This is a genomic window from Neohoeflea coraliihabitans (assembly GCF_019334345.1).
Taxonomy (GTDB): domain Bacteria; phylum Pseudomonadota; class Alphaproteobacteria; order Rhizobiales; family Rhizobiaceae; genus Pseudohoeflea; species Pseudohoeflea coraliihabitans.
This window is the reverse complement of record NZ_JAHWQX010000001.1, coordinates 895,642-912,968: the sequence shown is the minus strand read 5'-3', so window position 1 is coordinate 912,968 and position 17,327 is coordinate 895,642. Positions and strand designations below refer to the sequence as shown.

13 protein-coding genes and 1 pseudogene are annotated in these 17,327 nt (G+C 61.6%); 2 read left to right on the top strand and 12 right to left on the bottom strand.

The features are described 5' to 3' along the window. Positions 1 to 130: 130 nt before the first annotated feature. From KY465_RS18835 to KY465_RS04290, 5 genes and pseudogenes are all read right to left on the bottom strand, one after another. Positions 131 to 400 (bottom strand): annotated as a pseudogene (locus KY465_RS18835) (BRO-N domain-containing protein); the annotation flags it as partial. Positions 401 to 508: 108 nt separating this feature from the next. Continuing rightward, on the bottom strand, positions 509 to 928 hold the full coding sequence (locus tag KY465_RS04305) for a hypothetical protein (RefSeq protein ID WP_219200199.1): 420 nt from the start codon (positions 926 to 928) through the stop codon (positions 509 to 511). 340 nt (positions 929 to 1,268) lie between these two features. Then, positions 1,269 to 2,606: a tyrosine-type recombinase/integrase gene (locus tag KY465_RS04300; protein WP_219200198.1), complete on the bottom strand. Its 1,338-nt coding sequence runs from the start codon at positions 2,604 to 2,606 to the stop codon at positions 1,269 to 1,271. Positions 2,607 to 2,791: 185 nt separating this feature from the next. Continuing rightward, positions 2,792 to 4,003, bottom strand: a complete 1,212-nt coding sequence (locus KY465_RS04295) for a PAS domain-containing sensor histidine kinase (protein ID WP_219200197.1) — start codon at positions 4,001 to 4,003, stop codon at positions 2,792 to 2,794. Between the two features lie 6 nt (positions 4,004 to 4,009). After that, complete coding sequence (locus KY465_RS04290; RefSeq protein WP_219200196.1) at positions 4,010 to 4,798, bottom strand: alpha/beta fold hydrolase; 789 nt, start codon at positions 4,796 to 4,798, stop codon at positions 4,010 to 4,012. Positions 4,799 to 4,979: 181 nt separating this feature from the next. Between KY465_RS04290 and KY465_RS04285 the strand changes: the two genes are divergently transcribed. Together KY465_RS04285 and KY465_RS04280 are read left to right on the top strand one after the other, a co-directional pair. Beyond that, positions 4,980 to 6,533 carry a malonate--CoA ligase gene (locus tag KY465_RS04285; protein ID WP_219200195.1) on the top strand — a complete coding sequence of 518 codons (1,554 nt, stop codon included), beginning with the start codon at positions 4,980 to 4,982 and terminating at the stop codon, positions 6,531 to 6,533. Between the two features lie 195 nt (positions 6,534 to 6,728). Next, on the top strand, positions 6,729 to 8,366 hold the full coding sequence (locus tag KY465_RS04280) for an AMP-binding protein (RefSeq protein WP_346432586.1): 1,638 nt from the start codon (positions 6,729 to 6,731) through the stop codon (positions 8,364 to 8,366). A 3-nt stretch (positions 8,367 to 8,369) separates the two neighbouring features. Here the strand turns inward: KY465_RS04280 and KY465_RS04275 are convergent, their stop codons facing one another. The 7 genes from KY465_RS04275 to secA all read right to left on the bottom strand — a co-directional run bounded on the left by KY465_RS04275 (position 8,370) and on the right by secA (position 17,086). Next, complete coding sequence (locus tag KY465_RS04275) at positions 8,370 to 9,653, bottom strand: GNAT family N-acetyltransferase (RefSeq protein ID WP_219200194.1); 1,284 nt, start codon at positions 9,651 to 9,653, stop codon at positions 8,370 to 8,372. 1 nt (position 9,654) lies between these two features. Further along, positions 9,655 to 11,076, bottom strand: a complete 1,422-nt coding sequence (locus KY465_RS04270; protein WP_219200193.1) for an oligosaccharide flippase family protein — start codon at positions 11,074 to 11,076, stop codon at positions 9,655 to 9,657. A 154-nt stretch (positions 11,077 to 11,230) separates the two neighbouring features. Then, the gene (locus tag KY465_RS04265) at positions 11,231 to 11,917 is read right to left on the bottom strand and encodes a GNAT family N-acetyltransferase (protein ID WP_219200191.1); all 687 of its coding nucleotides are present in this window, start codon (positions 11,915 to 11,917) and stop codon (positions 11,231 to 11,233) included. Next, positions 11,917 to 13,239: a class I adenylate-forming enzyme family protein gene (locus KY465_RS04260; protein ID WP_219200189.1), complete on the bottom strand. Its 1,323-nt coding sequence runs from the start codon at positions 13,237 to 13,239 to the stop codon at positions 11,917 to 11,919. The genes KY465_RS04265 and KY465_RS04260 overlap by 1 nt, the downstream gene beginning before the upstream one ends. Continuing rightward, positions 13,223 to 13,900, bottom strand: a complete 678-nt coding sequence (locus tag KY465_RS04255) for an SDR family NAD(P)-dependent oxidoreductase (RefSeq protein WP_219200187.1) — start codon at positions 13,898 to 13,900, stop codon at positions 13,223 to 13,225. Before KY465_RS04255 ends, KY465_RS04260 begins: the two co-directional genes overlap by 17 nt. Beyond that, on the bottom strand, positions 13,897 to 14,181 hold the full coding sequence (locus KY465_RS04250) for a hypothetical protein (RefSeq protein WP_219200185.1): 285 nt from the start codon (positions 14,179 to 14,181) through the stop codon (positions 13,897 to 13,899). The genes KY465_RS04255 and KY465_RS04250 overlap by 4 nt, the downstream gene beginning before the upstream one ends. 178 nt (positions 14,182 to 14,359) lie before the next feature. Then, positions 14,360 to 17,086 carry a preprotein translocase subunit SecA gene (gene secA / locus KY465_RS04245; protein WP_219200184.1) on the bottom strand — a complete coding sequence of 909 codons (2,727 nt, stop codon included), beginning with the start codon at positions 17,084 to 17,086 and terminating at the stop codon, positions 14,360 to 14,362. Positions 17,087 to 17,327: the final 241 nt, after the last annotated feature.

Genomic DNA, 17,327 nt, shown 5'->3' with positions numbered 1-17,327 from the left:
TTCGCATCCCCTTATCGTAAGCGCTGTCGCTGGCCTTCTTGGCGTCCTGGTCCATCACCTCAACGAAGTGAGCCACCATCATCGAGAGCCCATCGACGCGGTCATCGCCCTGTCGGAGGGGCGGTCGGCACCTCTCCTCGCCCTTGATGTACCCACAGTCCTTGCGGACTGCCGGGAGCACCTCGCGTGTCACCCAGTCTTGGAAGGCGGGGGCCTCGGGCTTGTCGGAGCGCATGACGAGCTTGTACAGGCTGCTCTCGGTGACGCAGTGGGCCCCGCGGTTCCGGAAGCTAGTGTTGATCGGATCAACATTAGATCGGGATATGCGGATGACCTCATAATCATCGAGCCGCCGCAGGGCGGAGGCGGTTTGGCCGAGGGCAAGGGCACAGCTCACATCGGCCGCGACGAATCAAGGCCCACTCGAGGGTGACCACGCGGATGGTGGTGTGGTCGTTGAAGGCGGGAGGCGACGCAAGGGAGCTGCGCCGCCTCTGGCAATTCGCTGTCACGGTCGATGCGTTTTAGCGGCGTGAACGTTCGCTTCGGGCCCATCCTCCTCTGAGGCCGCCTCCCGGCTGTTTTTCGCGTTGACCGCATGGGGGAATGGGCGATGCCTGACGATTGTGACGGAGTGTCGGTCGCTTTCCACGCAATCCAGGTCGGCCCAGCCTTGGAGTGTGCGGTCGCGTTTGAAGACGGGTATGTATCCGTCGCGGTCAAGCGCCTTGCGAATGATATGGACCTCCTCGGAGGGGTCATAGCCTTCCTCCAGCAGTTTCCTGCACAACGGAGATATGGGGCTGCGAGTGGTATTTCGGTTTCTGCGAGAACGCTGGTTAGTCGTGAGCCCAGACGGGAGGTGGCGGGCGGTATAGGAGCCGATGAGTTCGATGGTGTGCAGGGTGGAGATGGTGAAGGGGATCATACAGGTTACCTTTCCTGTGATCGAGGACATATGGGTGCATGCACCGGCAGCGCGGCTCCGGCGTGGGGAGCTGAGCAAGGGGAAATCGGTGCAGGAGCAGGGCGGTCCATGCACTGGACCGGCAGGCGGGGATAAGTCGGGGTTCTCCTCGCGGGAGGCCGGAGTGTTATCCGAAGGGGAGCACACCCCACCTGCACCAGAGAAGTTGTCTCTGGCGCCTTGGGGTGGTCTCAGGGTTTCTCTTGGACTCTTCGGGCCCGAGGGAGCTCGAGAATCTCTCGTGCTGTACGAGTACCTTTTACCCGGAGGGGGTGAATGCAGTGATGGCCGGGGCGGTGCCCTATCCGTGGAAGGTCGCAGTGCCGTCCTGACTGTTGGTCCATGCCGCCACCAACGCGCGGCGTTTTCGTTCAAGCGAGGAGCCTCTGCCATAGTTCGCTGCGCTGGACTGGTCGGAGTGCCCCATAATTTCCCGAGCAAGGCTCTCGGGGCAGTCCGTATCTCGCAGCAGGTCCTTCATGCGATGTCGGAGGCTGTAAACGACCTTGCGGGGATCCTTGATCACCCGACGGAGTCGCTTCATCAAGGCTTGCGAGCAGGCGTCATTGCCGCGTGGGCGCTGATATCGGGGAAAAAGTGGAGCAGCCTTGTCGTCAGGATTGGCGCGGCTGGCGAGGCGTTCTGCCAATTCGGCAGGAATGGGGATCTCCCGCTCGCTGTTGGCTGTCTTCAACCGTCGCTCGTCATGGGTTTCGACTCGGACGAGGAGGCTCTTCGCGTCCAGATCCATCCCACGCAGCCCAATGATCTCACTCAGCCGAGCGCCTGTGTCGCGCAAGGTAATCCAGATGTCACCGAGCTCGTCATTCGTCTCCATGATCTTCGCCAGCCTCGCCATGTCTGCATGATCTAGCGGTATCCGCTGCGACCTCGTGTGTTGCGATCCGGCGACCTCGAGATCCGCGAACGGATTGGCCATGTCTAGATCGTGTTCGCGGATCGCTCTACGGAGCGCGGCGGAGATGTCGTTGAGCGAGCGGCGGGCGGTTGACGCAGCTACACGCTCCATCAGGTGATCGCGTACTCGCCTCGCGTCTGCTCGTCTCAGTTGCTGTACGGGGCGGCGAGAGAACGCCGTGCCCCCCAACGTAGACCTCAGCAATGCCTTATGCCGCTCTACTGCCTGCCGGGACTGTGTTGCCCGTTGTGGCGCATCCCGGATGCGGTATTCGAGGTATTCATCGAGGGCCGCTTCCATTGTCATCGGAATTTCGCCGCGGCTGACGGCGCGGATCAATTCAGGCGTCAAGTCCGCCTCTCGCGCCAGCTCGTCGAGCGCGGCGTCGAAAGCGTAAAACCGGCCGTCCATGTCATCGGGGTCCGCGCCGCTACTGACCAAGCTCACGACCTCGTGCGGTTGGAAGCCGTGCTCCCGCAGCTTCGAAATAACTTTCTGTCGTGCGTTGGACTGCCGATGCGGCTTTGATGCGAAGGATTTCGCTACCTGAGCCTGCAGCACAGCATATTGCTCCAACATCTTTGCATAGTCCCGGCCGAGGCTTCGCTTTACCTCAAGTCCGAGTTCTGCCCGCAGGGCTTCGGGGACCCGGCGGCGATATCGGTATATGCCGGTGTCGGACTGCGAGACGTGCCGGGGAAGAGCGGGAGATTTCGCCATGAGAGCGCCTTTGTGTACCGAGATGCGTACCACAAGTCGCCGGCCTCCCCATAAAAGTCAAGCATTACAGTCGGATCGCAGGCAAGTTCGATCCCGGCCAGGGGCACCATTCAAGCAAATATGGCGTGATCTTCGATGCGGACGTCCGACCGGCAGCATCTGCGGTTGTTTGCCGGCGTCAGCGTTTAGTCAGGTTCGACGGGATTGCCGGTCAGCGGCATGCAAAAAGTCAGCCGGGTTTCCTCTGCGGTCGATTCCGCTTCAAGCGTGCCGCCATGGCCGCGCGCGATCTCCGAGGCAATATACAGGCCGAGGCCGAGGCCGTCCTGGTTTCGTCCGGATGTGCCGCGCACGAAGGGCTGGAAAAGCCGCTCCATGGTCGAGGGCGGAATAGGCTCGCCGGCATTGGTCACGGAGAGAACGAACTCGCCATCGGCGGCGTTAGCCCGAACCCTGACCGGGCTGGTCCGGTGGCCGTGCGCCAGCGCGTTGCCGAGAAGGTTCGAGGCCAGCTGCCCGATGCGAATGCGATCACAGCGCATGGGGGCGGGGATGGTAAATTCAGTCTCGATCGTGGCATCAGGCGTGGCAGTGCGGAGTTCGTCGACCACCTGTTCGAGCACCGGCTGCACCTCTACGTCATCCTCAATTTTCAGCGCGATGCCGCCGCCGAGCTGCGTGCGGGCAAAGTCGAGGATATTGTCGATCAGGCCCGACATGCGCAGGGTGCTTCCTTGCAGCAGCTTGACCACACGCTCGCCTTGCGGGCTCAGATTTTCGCCGTGCAGCATGCGGATTCCGCCGTCGAGGGATGCCAGGGGATTGCGCAGGTCGTGACCAAGAATGGCAATGAACTGCTCACGCAACTCCGCCAGCTGGCGTTCGCGCGCCAGGCTTTCCTCGATCTGCAGCCGTTCCTCAACCGCCCGCCGTATCCGCGTCTCTAGGGTTGCGTTCAAGGCCTGAAGCTCGCGCTGCGCCGTTTGCGCATTAGTTCTTGCCTCGAGTAGTTCGCGTTCATAGCGGCGACGGTCGGTCGCCTTGAAGATCGTGATGCGGGTGAACAGCAAGGCGCCCTGGTCATCGCGGCGTTCCATGGCGTTGGCAAGAACGGGGATCTTCGTGGAATCGCGGGCGATGAAGTCGAGCGCCACCTCGTCGAAATATCCTTGCATGCGCAGAAGTGGCGCGAAATGTGTCTCGAAGAAAATGCGGCCGGCAACACTCAGCAGATCGTGCAGCCTCTTGCCATGCAATTCGTCGTGCGAATACCCGACCCAGGCGCAAAGCGTCGCGTTGCATTTGACGATTCGCCCGTCAGGCTGCAGCGACATGTAACCGCACGGCGCATGCTCGTAGAGATCCTCAAGATCCTCCGGGGGTGGCGGGGTTGCCATCACCACCTAGAGAAAGGACCGCATGGCCGAAATCACTTCATCCGGCGCACTCAGATTGGGGCAATGACCGGTGGCGTTCAGGAGGACGAGCTGGCTCTCGGGCAGGTGCCGATGAACATATTCTCCGACCTGCTCGGATGCGATAATGTCATCGCGACACTGCAGTACAAGGGCGCGCACCGGCACCTTGGGCAGATCGCCGCGGCTGTCGGACATGAATGTCACACGCGCAAATTCCTGCGCGATATCGGGGTCGGTCCTGCAGAAGCTGTTGGTCAGTTCTTCGCCGAGTTCCGGGCGGTCAGGATTGCCCATGATGGCTGGCGCCATAGCTGCCGACCAGCCCATGGGGTTGTCCGCCAGCGAATCGAGCAATTCCTCGATCTCGGCACGGCTGAAACCGCCTCGATAGTCCGCATCGTCAATGTAACGGGGAGAGGGTCCGACAAGGACGAGGCTCTCAAACATCCCAGGTGCCTTGATGGATGCCATCACCCCGATCATGGCGCTGACGGAATGACCGACGAACACCGCATCGCGCAACTCGAGCTCCTCGCCGATCTCGACAAGGTCATCGGCATAACCTGCGAGCGAGCCGTATTTCTCGGAGCTGTAGGCGCTGAGATCAGAGCGCCCGGCGCCAACATGGTCGAACAGCACGACCTTGAAGTCATCCGCAAAAGCCGGAGCCACGAAGCGCCACATGTTCTGATCGCAGCCAAAGCCATGCGCGAAAATCATGGGACGGGACCCGTTCCCGGAGATGGTGATATTATTTCGTTCAACAGACGACATGGCATCCTCCCCGGCCGCAAGAAGGGTACTCGTTTTTGCTCAGAACACATATTCTTCATTGCACAACGCTTGCGCCGCGCCAAGTGCAGCTTAGCACGGCTGAGCGTACACACTGGCGCCCATCACGGCGATCCGACATCGGCGGTGGTAGAAATGTCTCAAATGAGGGGAGAGCTACCCGATGACCAACATGCTTTATGACACGCTGCTCGGCATTCACGCCGGGCGTGATACGCCGTTTCTGCACCTTCCCGGTGGCGAGACGCTGACCCATGCGGGATTTGTTGCGCGCGCCGGGCAGATGGCGGCCGCTCTCAGCGCTGCGGGTCTAGAGGCCGGCGACCGGGTGGCGGCGCAGGTCGAAAAATCGGCGGATGCGCTGGCGCTGTATGCGGGGTGCGTGCAGGCCGGCCTGGTGTTCCTGCCGTTGAATGTCGCCTACACCAGGGACGAGGTGTCCTACTTTATCGAAGACAGCGGCGCGCGCATGCTGGTGTGCGATCCGGGCCGGAGCGAGGAGCTTGCGCCAATTGCCGAACGGCACAACGCGATGATCATGACGCTGGACGCGGCCGGCGGGGGCTCATTGCCGGACCGGGCGCTGGAGCTAAGTCCGGATTTTGCGCCGGTTGCCCGCAGCGCGGATGACCTGGCGGCGCTGCTTTACACCTCCGGAACCACCGGCCGCTCGAAAGGGGCGATGCTCAGTCATGGCAATCTGGTTTCCAATGCCGAAACACTGGCCGAACTCTGGCAGTTCTCGGCGGATGACGTGTTGCTGCATGCCCTGCCGATTTTCCATACACACGGATTGTTCGTCGCGACCAACACGATGCTTGTCGCCGGCGGTTCGATGATCCTGTTGCCGAAATTCGATCTCGATGCGGTTGTTGCCGCCCTGCCGAGGGCGACGACCATGATGGGCGTGCCGACCTTCTACACGCGCCTGTTGAGCGATCCGCGCCTTGATCAGGCTCTGACCGAGCGGATGCGGCTGTTCATTTCCGGCTCGGCGCCGTTGTTGGCTGACACGCATGAGCGATTCGCGGCACGCACGGGCCACCGTATCCTCGAGCGCTATGGCATGACCGAGACGAATATGAACACGTTCAATCCCTATGAGGGCGAGCGCCGTGCCGGCACGGTCGGAATGCCTCTGCCCGGTGTGGAGGTGAAGATCACTGATCCGGAAAGCGGCGATCCTGTCGAAGACGGCGCGGTCGGGATGATCGAGGTGCGCGGGCCGAACGTGTTTTCAGGGTATTGGAACATGCCGGAGAAGACGGCGGAGGAACTGCGAGAGAACGGTTTCTTCATCACGGGCGATCTCGGCAGAATCGATGCGGATGGGTATGTGCACATCGTCGGTCGCGGCAAGGACCTGATCATTTCCGGGGGCTACAATGTCTATCCGAAAGAGGTGGAACTGGTGCTCGATGCCCAGAAGGGGGTGCTCGAAAGCGCCGTGATAGGTGTGCCGCATCCCGACTTCGGCGAGGCCGTCGTCGGCGTGCTGGTGCCCGCGCAAGCGCAGCCGGCCGATGAACAGGACGAGGGGGAAATCGACACCGATGCGATTCTCGCGGAATGTGCTTCCTCACTGGCGCGGTACAAGCATCCAAGCCGCTTCGTGGTCGTCGATGCATTGCCGCGCAACGCCATGGGCAAGGTGCAGAAATCGCTGTTGCGCGAGCGCTTCCGCGACCTGTTCGCCGGGTTTGGCGCCATGGGGTAATCCGGTGCGGCCCTGAAGCCTGTGCGTGCGTTGGACACACTATGCGAACTCTTGCATAGTCGCAGCCGCCCTCGACGAGCCTTGGGGCCGTTGCGGGGCAATCTGATCCGTGGAGAGTCCGGTCGCTCTTGATCGTAACGCTCGGCGATTGTGAAGCGCGTCCTGGCTGGGCGTATTTGAAGGGATTGAGCCGACGTGCGTATTGATCGAAACCGATCATATGAAGAGCTGTATCGCGACTTTCGATGGGACGTGCCCGGTGATTTCAACATCGCCCGGGTGGCCTGTGATGACTGGGCCGAACGGGAGCCGGATCGAGTTTGCCTGACGCATTATTCGCCTGACGGGCAACATCTGGAGATGACATACGGCGAATTGTCCGGCTGTTCGAATGCCTTTGCCAGGGCGTTGCAGGCTCTCGGTGTTGGTGCAGGCGATCGCGTGGCGCTGCTGTTGCCGCAGGGATTTGACACCGTCATCGCCCATATGGCGATCTTCAAACTGGGGGCGATCAGCGTGCCGCTGGCGTTGCTTTTCGGCGTCGAGGGACTTCAGCACCGCCTGGCCGCTTCCGGCGCGCGTGCCATCGTCTCGACCCGTGAGGGCGCCTACAAGGTTCAGGCCATCCGCTCTTCGCTGCCGGCGCTGGAACATATCGTTGTCAGCGGTGAGTCGCGCGGCTGGGATGACCGCATGGATGCGCTGATCAGTGCCTACCGGCAGGAACCGATCAATGTGATCGGCGGTCGCGATGACCCGGCGCTGATGATCTTCACCTCCGGGACCACCGGTGCGCCGAAAGGTGCCCTGCATGGGCACCGGGTGTTGGCGGGCCACATACCGGGCATCCAGTTTCACCACGAATTCATGCCGCAACCGGATGACCTTATGTGGACGCCGGCCGATTGGGCCTGGGCTGGCGGGTTGTTGAATGTGCTGCTTCCGGCGCTGCTTCTGGGTGTGCCGGTGGTCTCCTCGCCAGCACAGAAATTTGATCCCGAGCTGGCCTTCCGGATACTTGAGGAGATGGGTGTGCGCAACGCCTTCATTCCGCCCACCGCGCTGCGGATCATGCGCTCGGTCGAAAATCCGGCGGCGCGCTACCGACTGCGATTGCGGACGGTCAGCTCAGCAGGAGAGGCGCTCGGACGCGACACCTATGAGTGGGGGCAACGGGCGCTGGGGTTGACGATCAATGAGTTTTACGGCCAGACGGAGTGCAACGCCGTGTTGTCATCCTGCGCCGCCCGGGACGTGAGCAAGGGGGGCGCAATCGGTCGCCCGGTGCCCGGACATGACGTGGCGATCATCGATGCAACAGGAGCCTTAATGCCGGCCGGCACTGTCGGACAGATCGCTGTGCGGCGTCCCGATCCGGCGATGTTTCTGGGCTATTGGCGCAACGAAGAGGCGACCAGAAGCAAATTCGTCGGCGACTGGATGCTGACCGGAGATCAGGGCGTGTTGGATGATGAGGGCTTTATCAGCTTTTTCGGCCGCGATGATGATGTCATCACCTCCTCCGGTTTTCGCATCGGACCTGGCGAAATCGAGGATTGCCTGATCGGCCATCCGGCGGTGGCCCTGGCAGCAGTTGTGGGAAAGCCGGACCCGATCCGTACGGAGATCGTCAAGGCCTATATAGTCCTGGCGGATGGACAAACGGCCGATGAGGCGTTGCGACGCGACATCCAGACCTTTGTAAAGGAGCGGTTGTCGGCCCACGAATATCCTCGGGAAATCGCTTTCGTCGACAGCTTGCCGGTGACCACGACCGGCAAGGTGATCCGGCGTGAACTGCGCGACAAGGCCGCCGGAGAAGTTGGGAACTGAGCGCTACGGGCGACGCCGGGCGGCGAGGCCGCGGATCTTCTGTCGGATCAGACGGGCCATGTTGCGGGTGTTCTTGTAGATGTGAAGGGTCGCGGAGACCTGGCGGACTTCCCGGTCGCTGTTGGGACGCAAACCGATAATCAGCGTGCCCATGCGCATCCTTTCGCTCCAGAGGCGAGACATGACCGGGTGATCGGGCACGGCGCAGGAATCCGTCCTGCTGATGTTCGGATCATCAAGGTGCCATTCGGTCAGTTTTTCGACGAGCAGCTTGCCCGGTGAATAGGATGCATACTCTTCATTGTAGGCGGTCTTCCAGGTGTAGGCTTCGCCGGAGGCGATGAACACGATCATGGATGCGATCGGCTCGTCGTCGAGCAACAGGGTATGAATGCGCACGGCATCGTGTTCGGCCAGCCCGTTGATGGCTTCGCGCGCAAAGGCGGCCCGGTACCGGTCTGCCACCATGGCGGTACGCTGCCGGCCTTTCCAGCCGCTATCTTCAAGGGTCAGAAACTCCTCGAGATGATGCCGCACCTCGTCGGGCTGACGGGCGACAACGTAGCTGAGCGTGCCGCGTTCGGACAGCCGACGCCATTGGCGGCGCATCTCGCGGCGGTGGTTCTTGCCGATTGCCGCGGCAAGATAGTCGTCGGCCTCGAGATTGCTTTCCAGCATCGGTCGTTCCGTGAAGCCCGTCTCGCTGATCGGCAAATTCCGGTCGATGGCGACCGCTCGCAGCAGGCTGATGACCGGTCCCTGCATCCGCACATCGGGCAGCACCAGGACCTCTGGAAAGCCGCTGCCCGGTCGCGCGAGGCCTTCAAGAAGATTGTCGAGCGTTTCGGCACCGCCTTCCGCGTCGAGCAAGGGTGTGCCGAGCGGTCCGAACGGGTTGGCCCAGGCACGCAGGATGTTCGGCCCGACGGCCAGTCCGGGCTTTTCGATGGAGAACGGCATCATCAGCCGCATGCGCGACGAGCGGGCGTTCTCGTCGCGAATGAGCAGCAGGCGGACCTGGCGGTCATCCAGGCGCGGCATGGCCGGTGCCAGAAAGCGTGCGGAGAAAAAGACATTCGGCTCCACGACGCGGTTGGTCAGGTGGTCGAGCTCCGTGCGCAGACTGTACCCGGCGCGGGCATTGTAGGTGACCAGCTGCCGGCCCTCGCGGCCAACGTCGATCTCGAGTTCGGCGACGGGACGCGCCGCCGACATGGAGGCAAGCTCGCCGAGAAGCGTGTTGGCCTGGCTACCGACATGGTCATCAACAACGGGTTTGCTCGCCATGTCAGATCTCCCGCCGTGGCAACAGGCCCAAGCGACCATGCTGGTCGACACCGGCAAACAGCACCATGCCGAGGGTTCGGCGTACGGTCAGATGCAGGAGGAGAGCTTCGCAGATCATGGCTGCCGCCGTGGCGAGTGCGGCCCCCTCGATCCCGTATCGCGGGATCAAAAGGATGTTCAGGGCAATGTTGATGGCCAAGGCACTGGCGTAAAGCAGAGCACAGATCTTCTGATGGCCGGCCATGGTCAGCAAGGTTTCCGCCGGGCCGACGGCGGCCTTCGCCAGAATGCCGGCAAACAGGATGAACATCACCGTGCGGCCCTCGATGAAGCCGGGCCCGAACAGGGAGAGCAGAACGGGCGCAGCGAGAAGTGCAAGGGCTCCAAGCGTCAGCGAGGGCCAGAAGGTCCAGCGGGTTGTCAGGCTCGCAAAGTGACCAAGCTCCTGACGATTGCCGCTGTAGACCAGGCTCGAGAAACGCGGAGCGGCAGCCGCTTTGACCGCAAAAAAGACGAAATGCACCAGCGCCATGGTCTTGGCGGCGGCGTAATAGACGGCCACCCGTTCGGGCGGCAAATAGATGCCGACAACGATGACGTCTGAATTGGTGAGCAGAAAGTAGAAACCCTCGATCAGAAAAATCGGCAGGGCGACAGCCAGCCAGGCGCGCAGATCAATGTCGAGCCGACCCCTGGCGAGTTGCCCGCAAAGTTTGCTGAGGATCACCGCATGCTGGCCGAGGGTGGTCACGTAAGTGGCGACGAGCGCCGCAATGAGGGCCAGTGTCGCGTTGACGGCGCCGAAGTAATACAGAAGGCCGACAACGAACAGCAAGATCAGCGTCGGGCGCACCATATAGGTCGGGCTGAGGGCGTAGATCGGCCAGTTGTTGGCGCGCGCCGTTCCATCAAGCACGTCACCGAGGGCGATCATCGGAAGGGCAAAGGCCCCGATGATCAGCGGCACGACGTAGTAGGCCGGAATACGTTCGCCGAGCAGGTGCACCGTGGCGATGGCGATGCCGGCCAGCAATGTTGCCGACAGCATGGCAAAAATGCGTGCCGTCACGGTCAGGCCGCGGATTCGATCTTCGGCGCCGGCGGCACGGTACTGAGGCAGAAAGCGGATCACCGCCGTGTGAAATCCGAGGCATGAGAGATTGCCGAGAATGACTGCGAGCACCCAGACATAGACAAAGATGCCGTATTCGAAATGGCCCATGATCCGGGCCAGGACGATCTGCGATAAGAACGTGATCAGCGCGCTGATGATGCGGATCGAAAAGGCAATCAGTGCCATGCGCTGGGCCTTGGCCATCTCGCCCTGACCCGTGCTCATCGCAGAAAGGCGGGCAAGCGCCGGCCGCAGACGCCGGAAGCGGCCTGCTGGCAGAACCCGTTCTGCGGCGTTGATGATGGTCATCGTATGAGTGGCCTGGCTCCAGATTGCATGACGGCACTATCTCTTTGTGTCGTTAAGAAACGGTTGGTCAGGTCCGGAAAAATTAGCAGAAAGTAATGGTGAGACGGGCGGTGATGGCGAATCGGGCGGCTGTCGTCGATTGCCGAAGCCTCCCTTAATCAGCGGGACGGCGCGGTTCCGAAGCGGCCAGCGCTTCGAAGACGCTGCGGTCGAGGGCCAGAAGGTCCAGTTTGTAGCTGACATTCGAGTCTTCCGGCTCGCAGGTTGAATGACTGACCAGCGGGCCTTGGGTCGATTGTCTCAGGCAGCGCTGTTCAAGCACCTCAAAGCCAAGCGGAGCATGCAGCCCGTGTGCGAGGAAATTGAATGACAGCACCTGGGCGAGGATACGTTCCAGGCCGAGATCAAAAAATGCCCAGCGCAAGAGCTGACGCTCGGCAAGAAACATCAGATTGGGCGGGCCACCGGAAACGCCGCGAATGAAATTGTCGAGCTCGCCGCACTCCGCCGAGATATTGCACAGGCCGAGATGGCCGATGACGCGTCCTTCGAGTGTGGTCAGGGCGAACAGGATGCGATCCTCTTCGGCAATCGCGACATTCTTCAGATAGGCTAGGGTGTGCTCAGGCGTTTCGGTGAAACGGGTGAGGAAAAAGCGCCTGAAGGCGCGCCGCCATGCGGTGAAATCGTCGATCAGACCGGGGTCTTTCAGCGCCCAGGCGCCGATTGGCACCAGCATTCCGGCGGGCAGATCTTCATCATCACGGATCTCGATAGCATCGGCGCGGGCCCGGGATTGTTCCTGATGCTTCAGGCGCCGGATCTGTTCAGCAATGTTCATCAGACCAGCTTATAGCGGTGGCTGACCGGCACTGCATCTATGCGCAGGCGCCGCGGCATCATGTGCGCGGGAAGACGCTGCTGCAATTGCGCTTTCAGCTCGGCCGTGTCGAGGTTCGCTCCCGGCACCGGTTGCACCAGCAGTTCCACATGTTGTCCGGTCAGCGGATTGTCGCGGCCGACAGCCTTGGCAAAGAGCACCGCGTCGAGCGCCAGCGCGGCCTGCTCGACCTCTGCTGCCATGAATTTCAGCCCGCCGACATTGATCACGTCATCGGCGCGCCCGGTCACCTTGTAGAAGCCGTCGCGCTCCACAACGATGTCGCCGGTGTTGTACCAGCCTTCGGAATCGAAGGGGGAGGGCGCGTTCAGATAGCCGCGCATGCGCGCCGGCGTGCGAATCCAGAGCACATTATCGACCGTTCGCGTTTCGACGCCTCTGCCGCCGAGGTTGAAGAACAGACTGTCGCGGGCCTTGCTGGCAACGCGCATGATCCCCAGTTCCGACATGCCAAAGGTCTGGCGAAACTCGACATCCGGCAACAAGGCACACAAGGCATCCAGCGTTGGCTGGTCCATGCGCTCGGTGCTGTAGGTGATCAGGCGGATGGTCTCCGGCACGCCCTGCGGCACGGCGCCGCTCAAAAGCAGCATGCGAAGAAAGGTCGGGGTGGCGGGCAGCGCCTCGACACCGTGGCGGCGGCAATCGTCGAGGACAGCATCGACCGTGCGGCCGCTCGGCGCGACGATGACGCGGCGATTGAACAGAGCCTGCAGCAGAGTGTTCAGACCGCCGATATGGTCGAAGAGCAGAAAACTCAGAGCGCGCAAGCCCGGATTCGGCCGGTCGAAGCGACGGATGAAATGGTCGAGATCGTGGAGAATGGCCTTGGGCTGCCCGGTGGTGCCTGTGGAAAACAGGATCAGTCCGGCTGTCTCATCGTTTCGCAGTTCCTCCAGCAAGGGATGGGTCCGGGGACGGAGGTGCCTGTTCTCGCGCCGGTGTACTCCAGCGGCATCAATGACCGTATCGACGAGTGCCGTCTCAAGGAAATAATCGTGCTGTGCCCGGGTGGCGGCAGTCAGCGGGACAACGATCGCGCCAAGATCGAACAGGCGCAGCAATGTATGAACCGAACGCGCGTCGAAATCGCCGATGAGAGCGACGACATCACCGCGATGCACCGAGGTCAGATCAACCGGCGGCTGGCCGAGGATATCGGCGAAGGTCAGGTTGCCTGCCGGATGGATGAGGAAGGGATGGTCGACGCCTTCCCAGATGCGCGCCAGACGCTCGAGGAGCCCCTCAGACGCCGCCGACATGAAGCACCTGTCCGCTCAGCGATCGCGCCTTGTCGTCGAGCAGAAGATCGACGAGATCGCACACATCGTCCTTGGTGAACCGCTGGGGTACGAGCTGGTGCGAGACAATGGCATCGATCTGCGCTTCGGAAACGCCACGCAAAAGATCGGTCTTTATCGGGCCGGGAGAGATGCAATTGACGCGAATGCCGAAATCGGCGACCTCGCGGGCAAAGGTGCGGGTGAAAGCCTCAACCCCGGCCTTTGACGCGGCGTAGATGGATTCGCCCTTCATGGCCAGGGGAACGGCAATCGTCGAGAATGTGATGATCGTTCCGGCCTTGCGCCGCATCATCAGCGGCGCCAGCAGCTGACAGGCGAAGATCGTCCCGGTGAGATTGGTCTGGATGATGCGGCGCACGGTCTGCTCGTCGCTGGTCACGGCCATGTTCATGGCGGCGATGCCGGCGGCATTGATCACTGCCGTGAGCGGTTCGCCGGCTTTCTTGATGGCCCGGACGGCGTCCTTGAGCGACTGATAGTCACCGACGTCACAGTTGATGCCGGGAAAAGACAGGTTGCTGGTGTCGCGTGCGAGACCGAAAACGCTGTGTCCATTGTTCCTGCAGCGTTCGGCAATGGCCGCCCCCAATCCCTTGCTGGCGCCGGTGATGACGATCATTTGCCGCCGCCTGCCTGCTTGGCGAAGACTTCGGCCAGAGCGCCAACGCTGCGGAACATGCTGCGTGATCGGGACAAGGTCGCCTCGGAAGTCCAGTCAAATTCGAAGCCAAGCTGTTCAGCGCGATCTTCAAGGGCGAGGCAGACCTCGACGAGCTTGATGGAATCGATCTGCGCCTGACCGCCAATCAGCGGTGTGTCTTGGTCGATGCCATTTGCATCCGTGTCGAGAACAGAGGCGATGACAGCTTGCACGATGGCTGCCGCTTCGTCGTTGGTCATGCTGGAAGCCCCTTCCCGATCCGCTGACGCCCGGGCAGGGGCGCGGCACAGCTGCCGATGGCTGCGCCGGCGATCCGGATCAAGCTGCCGGCACAGGCGAGCGGCACGTTTGCTACCTACCGTTTGGCTTCGATTCGCGCAACCTTGTGGGGCGCGGGCCAGGGCTATTGGCCAGACCCTAGAACTGTCCGTGACAGTGCTTGAACTTCTTGCCAGAGCCGCAGGGGCACAATTCATTGCGCCCAACCTTGCCCCAGGTTGCCGGATCATCCGGATCGCGGGGGCCGGTGGGCTGGCCGCTGCTTTCCGCCAGCAGGGTAGGCGCGTTCTGGGTGGCAAACTCATTCTCGCCGGTCAGCGGATCGGCGTGGCTGGGATTGAGATCCTGTGGCGGCTCCGGGTCGGGAGCGTCGGCGGCTTCGCGCACCAGTTCGACGCGGCTCAATTGCGCCATGACGGTCTGGCGAAGGTTGGCCAGGAGCGCCTGGAACAGCTCGAACGCCTCGGATTTGTACTCCTGCAGCGGGTCGCGTTGCGCATAACCACGGAAGCCGATCACCGAACGCAGATGGTCGAGATTGACGAGATGTTCGCGCCAAAGGTGATCGAGCGTCTGCAGCACGACGGACTTTTCCACGTGGCGCATGATTTCCCGTCCGAAGCGTTGCTCCTTGTCAGCCGCCTGCGCTTCCGCCGCCTCGAGGATGCGGGCGCGAATATCGTCTTCGGCAATGCCTTCCTCGGCGGCCCACTCGTCAAGCGGCAGATCGAGGTTGAGATAGGTCTGCACACCGGTCTTCAATTCGGCGATATTCCACTGCTCGGCGTAAGCCTTCTCGGGAATGTTGAGCGTGACCAGTCCGTCGATGACTTCCTCGCGCATGTCGTCGATCGTCGGCTTGATCGATTCGGCATCCATGAGTTCCAGCCGCTGCTCGAAAATGACCTTGCGCTGGTCATTCATCACGTCATCAAATTTCAGAAGGTTCTTGCGGGTGTCGAAATTGCGCCCTTCGACCTTCTTCTGCGCCCGTTCGAGCGCCTTGTTGATCCACGGATGGACGATGGCTTCGCCTTCCTGCAGCCCCAATTTCTTGAGCATGCCGTCCATGCGGTCGGAGCCGAAGATTCGCATCAGGTCGTCCTGAAGCGACAAATAGAACTTTGAACGCCCCGGATCGCCCTGACGGCCGGATCGGCCGCGCAGCTGGTTGTCGATGCGGCGGCTCTCATGGCGCTCCGTGGCCAGCACGTAGAGACCGCCGGCGGCCAGAGCCTGCTGCTTCAGCTTCTCGATGTCGGCACGAATTTCCTGTTCCCGCTGCTGCCGCTCCGGTCCTTCGGGCAGATCGGCCAATTCGCGGTCCAGGCGCATGTCGACATTGCCGCCCAGCTGGATGTCCGTGCCGCGGCCGGCCATGTTGGTGGCAATGGTGATGGCGCCGGGAACGCCCGCCTGGGAGACGATGTAGGCCTCCTGTTCGTGATAACGGGCGTTGAGCACCTGGAATTCGCTGATACCAGCCTGTTTGAGCAGATCGGCAAGCTGTTCGGACTTCTCGATCGAAGTGGTGCCAACCAGAACCGGCTGGCCTTTCTCGCGAGCGCGTGAAATCTCTTCGGTGATGGCGGCGAATTTCTCGCTGGCAGTGCGATAGACCTCATCGTCCTCGTCGACCCGGGCGATCGGTCGGTTGGTCGGCACCTCGACAACGTCGAGACCGTAAATGTTGCCGAACTCCTCGGCCTCGGTCGATGCGGTGCCGGTCATGCCGCCCAGCTTGTCGTACATGCGGAAATAGTTCTGAAAGGTGATCGAGGCCAGCGTCTGGTTCTCGGGCTGGATTTCCACCTTTTCCTTGGCTTCCAAGGCCTGATGCTGGCCTTCGGAATAGCGGCGGCCCGGCATCATGCGGCCGGTGAATTCATCGATGATGACGATCTCGCCGTTGCGAACGATGTAATCCTTGTCGCGGGTGAACAGCCGATGCGCCTTCAGCGCATTATTGATGTGATGGACAATGGCGACATTCTCGACGTCGTAGAGGGACTCGCCCTTCAACAAGCCGGCCTCGCGCAAAATGTTCTCGAGCTTTTCCGTACCTTCCTCGGTGAAGGTGGCGGTGCGCATCTTTTCATCAATGTCGTAGTCGGTCTCCGCCAGGGTCGGAATGAAGGCGTCGATCGTCTGGTAGAGATCGGAGCGGTCATCGAGGGGGCCGGATATGATCAGGGGCGTGCGCGCTTCATCAATGAGGATGGAGTCGACCTCATCGACGATGGCATAGTAATGGCCGCGCTGAACCATCTGGCCGCGCTCATATTTCATATTGTCGCGCAGATAATCGAAGCCGAGCTCGTTGTTGGTGCCGTAGGTGATGTCACAGGCATAGGCCGCGCGCCGCTCGTCGTCATCGAGCCCATGCATGATCACACCGGTGGTCAGGCCGAGGAAGCGGTAGATCTGCGCCATCCACTCGGCATCGCGCTTGGCGAGATAGTCGTTGACCGTAACCACGTGGACGCCGCGGCCGGTCAGGGCGTTGAGATAGACCGGCAAGGTGGCGACCAGCGTCTTGCCTTCGCCGGTTTTCATTTCGGCGATGGAATTTTCGTTGAGGATCATGCCACCGATCAGCTGCACATCGAAGGGGCGCAGGCCAATCGTTCTTTTGGCCGCTTCGCGAACCACGGCAAAGGCCGGAACCAGAAGGTCGTCAAGCGTCTTGCCATCGGCAAGTTGTCCGCGAAACTCGTCGGTCTTGGCCGCGAGTTCGGCATCGGACAGCGCTTGCATGTCCGATTCGAGGGCGTTGATAGCCTGAACTTTCGGCTGATAGCTGCGGATGCGGCGATCATTGGATGAACCGAAAATCTTCTTGGCAACGGCGCCGAAATTGACCATGCCTGAGGTCCTTTCCCAAGGCTGCGCGAAAGGCAGATTTGCAAAGCCAGAGACGGCAGGGGATGCGCCGGGCTTTCGGGTTTGAATGCGACAGTCCAAGGGCTTGCGCGAGCGAAGCCGACTGGACGGGCGGTTGGCTGACAGATAAGAGGGGGTTGGTTCGATGTCAACGGCGCGCCGGACGGGCGAAAGGTCATGTTCTTGACCGAATTCCGGTGCACACGGCATTGCATACCCCTGT

What these genes read in the sequence shown, in the direction of transcription:
- KY465_RS04305 (WP_219200199.1), bottom strand. Translation starts at nt 928, where the DNA reads ATGATCCCCTTCACCATCTCCACCCTGCACACCATCGAACTCATCGGC.
- KY465_RS04300 (WP_219200198.1), bottom strand. Translation starts at nt 2,606, where the DNA reads ATGGCGAAATCTCCCGCTCTTCCCCGGCACGTCTCGCAGTCCGACACC.
- KY465_RS04295 (WP_219200197.1), bottom strand. Translation starts at nt 4,003, where the DNA reads ATGGCAACCCCGCCACCCCCGGAGGATCTTGAGGATCTCTACGAGCAT.
- KY465_RS04290 (WP_219200196.1), bottom strand. Translation starts at nt 4,798, where the DNA reads ATGTCGTCTGTTGAACGAAATAATATCACCATCTCCGGGAACGGGTCC.
- KY465_RS04285 (WP_219200195.1), top strand. Translation starts at nt 4,980, where the DNA reads ATGACCAACATGCTTTATGACACGCTGCTCGGCATTCACGCCGGGCGT.
- KY465_RS04275 (WP_219200194.1), bottom strand. Translation starts at nt 9,653, where the DNA reads ATGGCGAGCAAACCCGTTGTTGATGACCATGTCGGTAGCCAGGCCAAC.
- KY465_RS04270 (WP_219200193.1), bottom strand. Translation starts at nt 11,076, where the DNA reads ATGACCATCATCAACGCCGCAGAACGGGTTCTGCCAGCAGGCCGCTTC.
- KY465_RS04265 (WP_219200191.1), bottom strand. Translation starts at nt 11,917, where the DNA reads ATGAACATTGCTGAACAGATCCGGCGCCTGAAGCATCAGGAACAATCC.
- KY465_RS04260 (WP_219200189.1), bottom strand. Translation starts at nt 13,239, where the DNA reads ATGTCGGCGGCGTCTGAGGGGCTCCTCGAGCGTCTGGCGCGCATCTGG.
- KY465_RS04255 (WP_219200187.1), bottom strand. Translation starts at nt 13,900, where the DNA reads ATGATCGTCATCACCGGCGCCAGCAAGGGATTGGGGGCGGCCATTGCC.
- KY465_RS04250 (WP_219200185.1), bottom strand. Translation starts at nt 14,181, where the DNA reads ATGACCAACGACGAAGCGGCAGCCATCGTGCAAGCTGTCATCGCCTCT.
- secA (WP_219200184.1), bottom strand. Translation starts at nt 17,086, where the DNA reads ATGGTCAATTTCGGCGCCGTTGCCAAGAAGATTTTCGGTTCATCCAAT.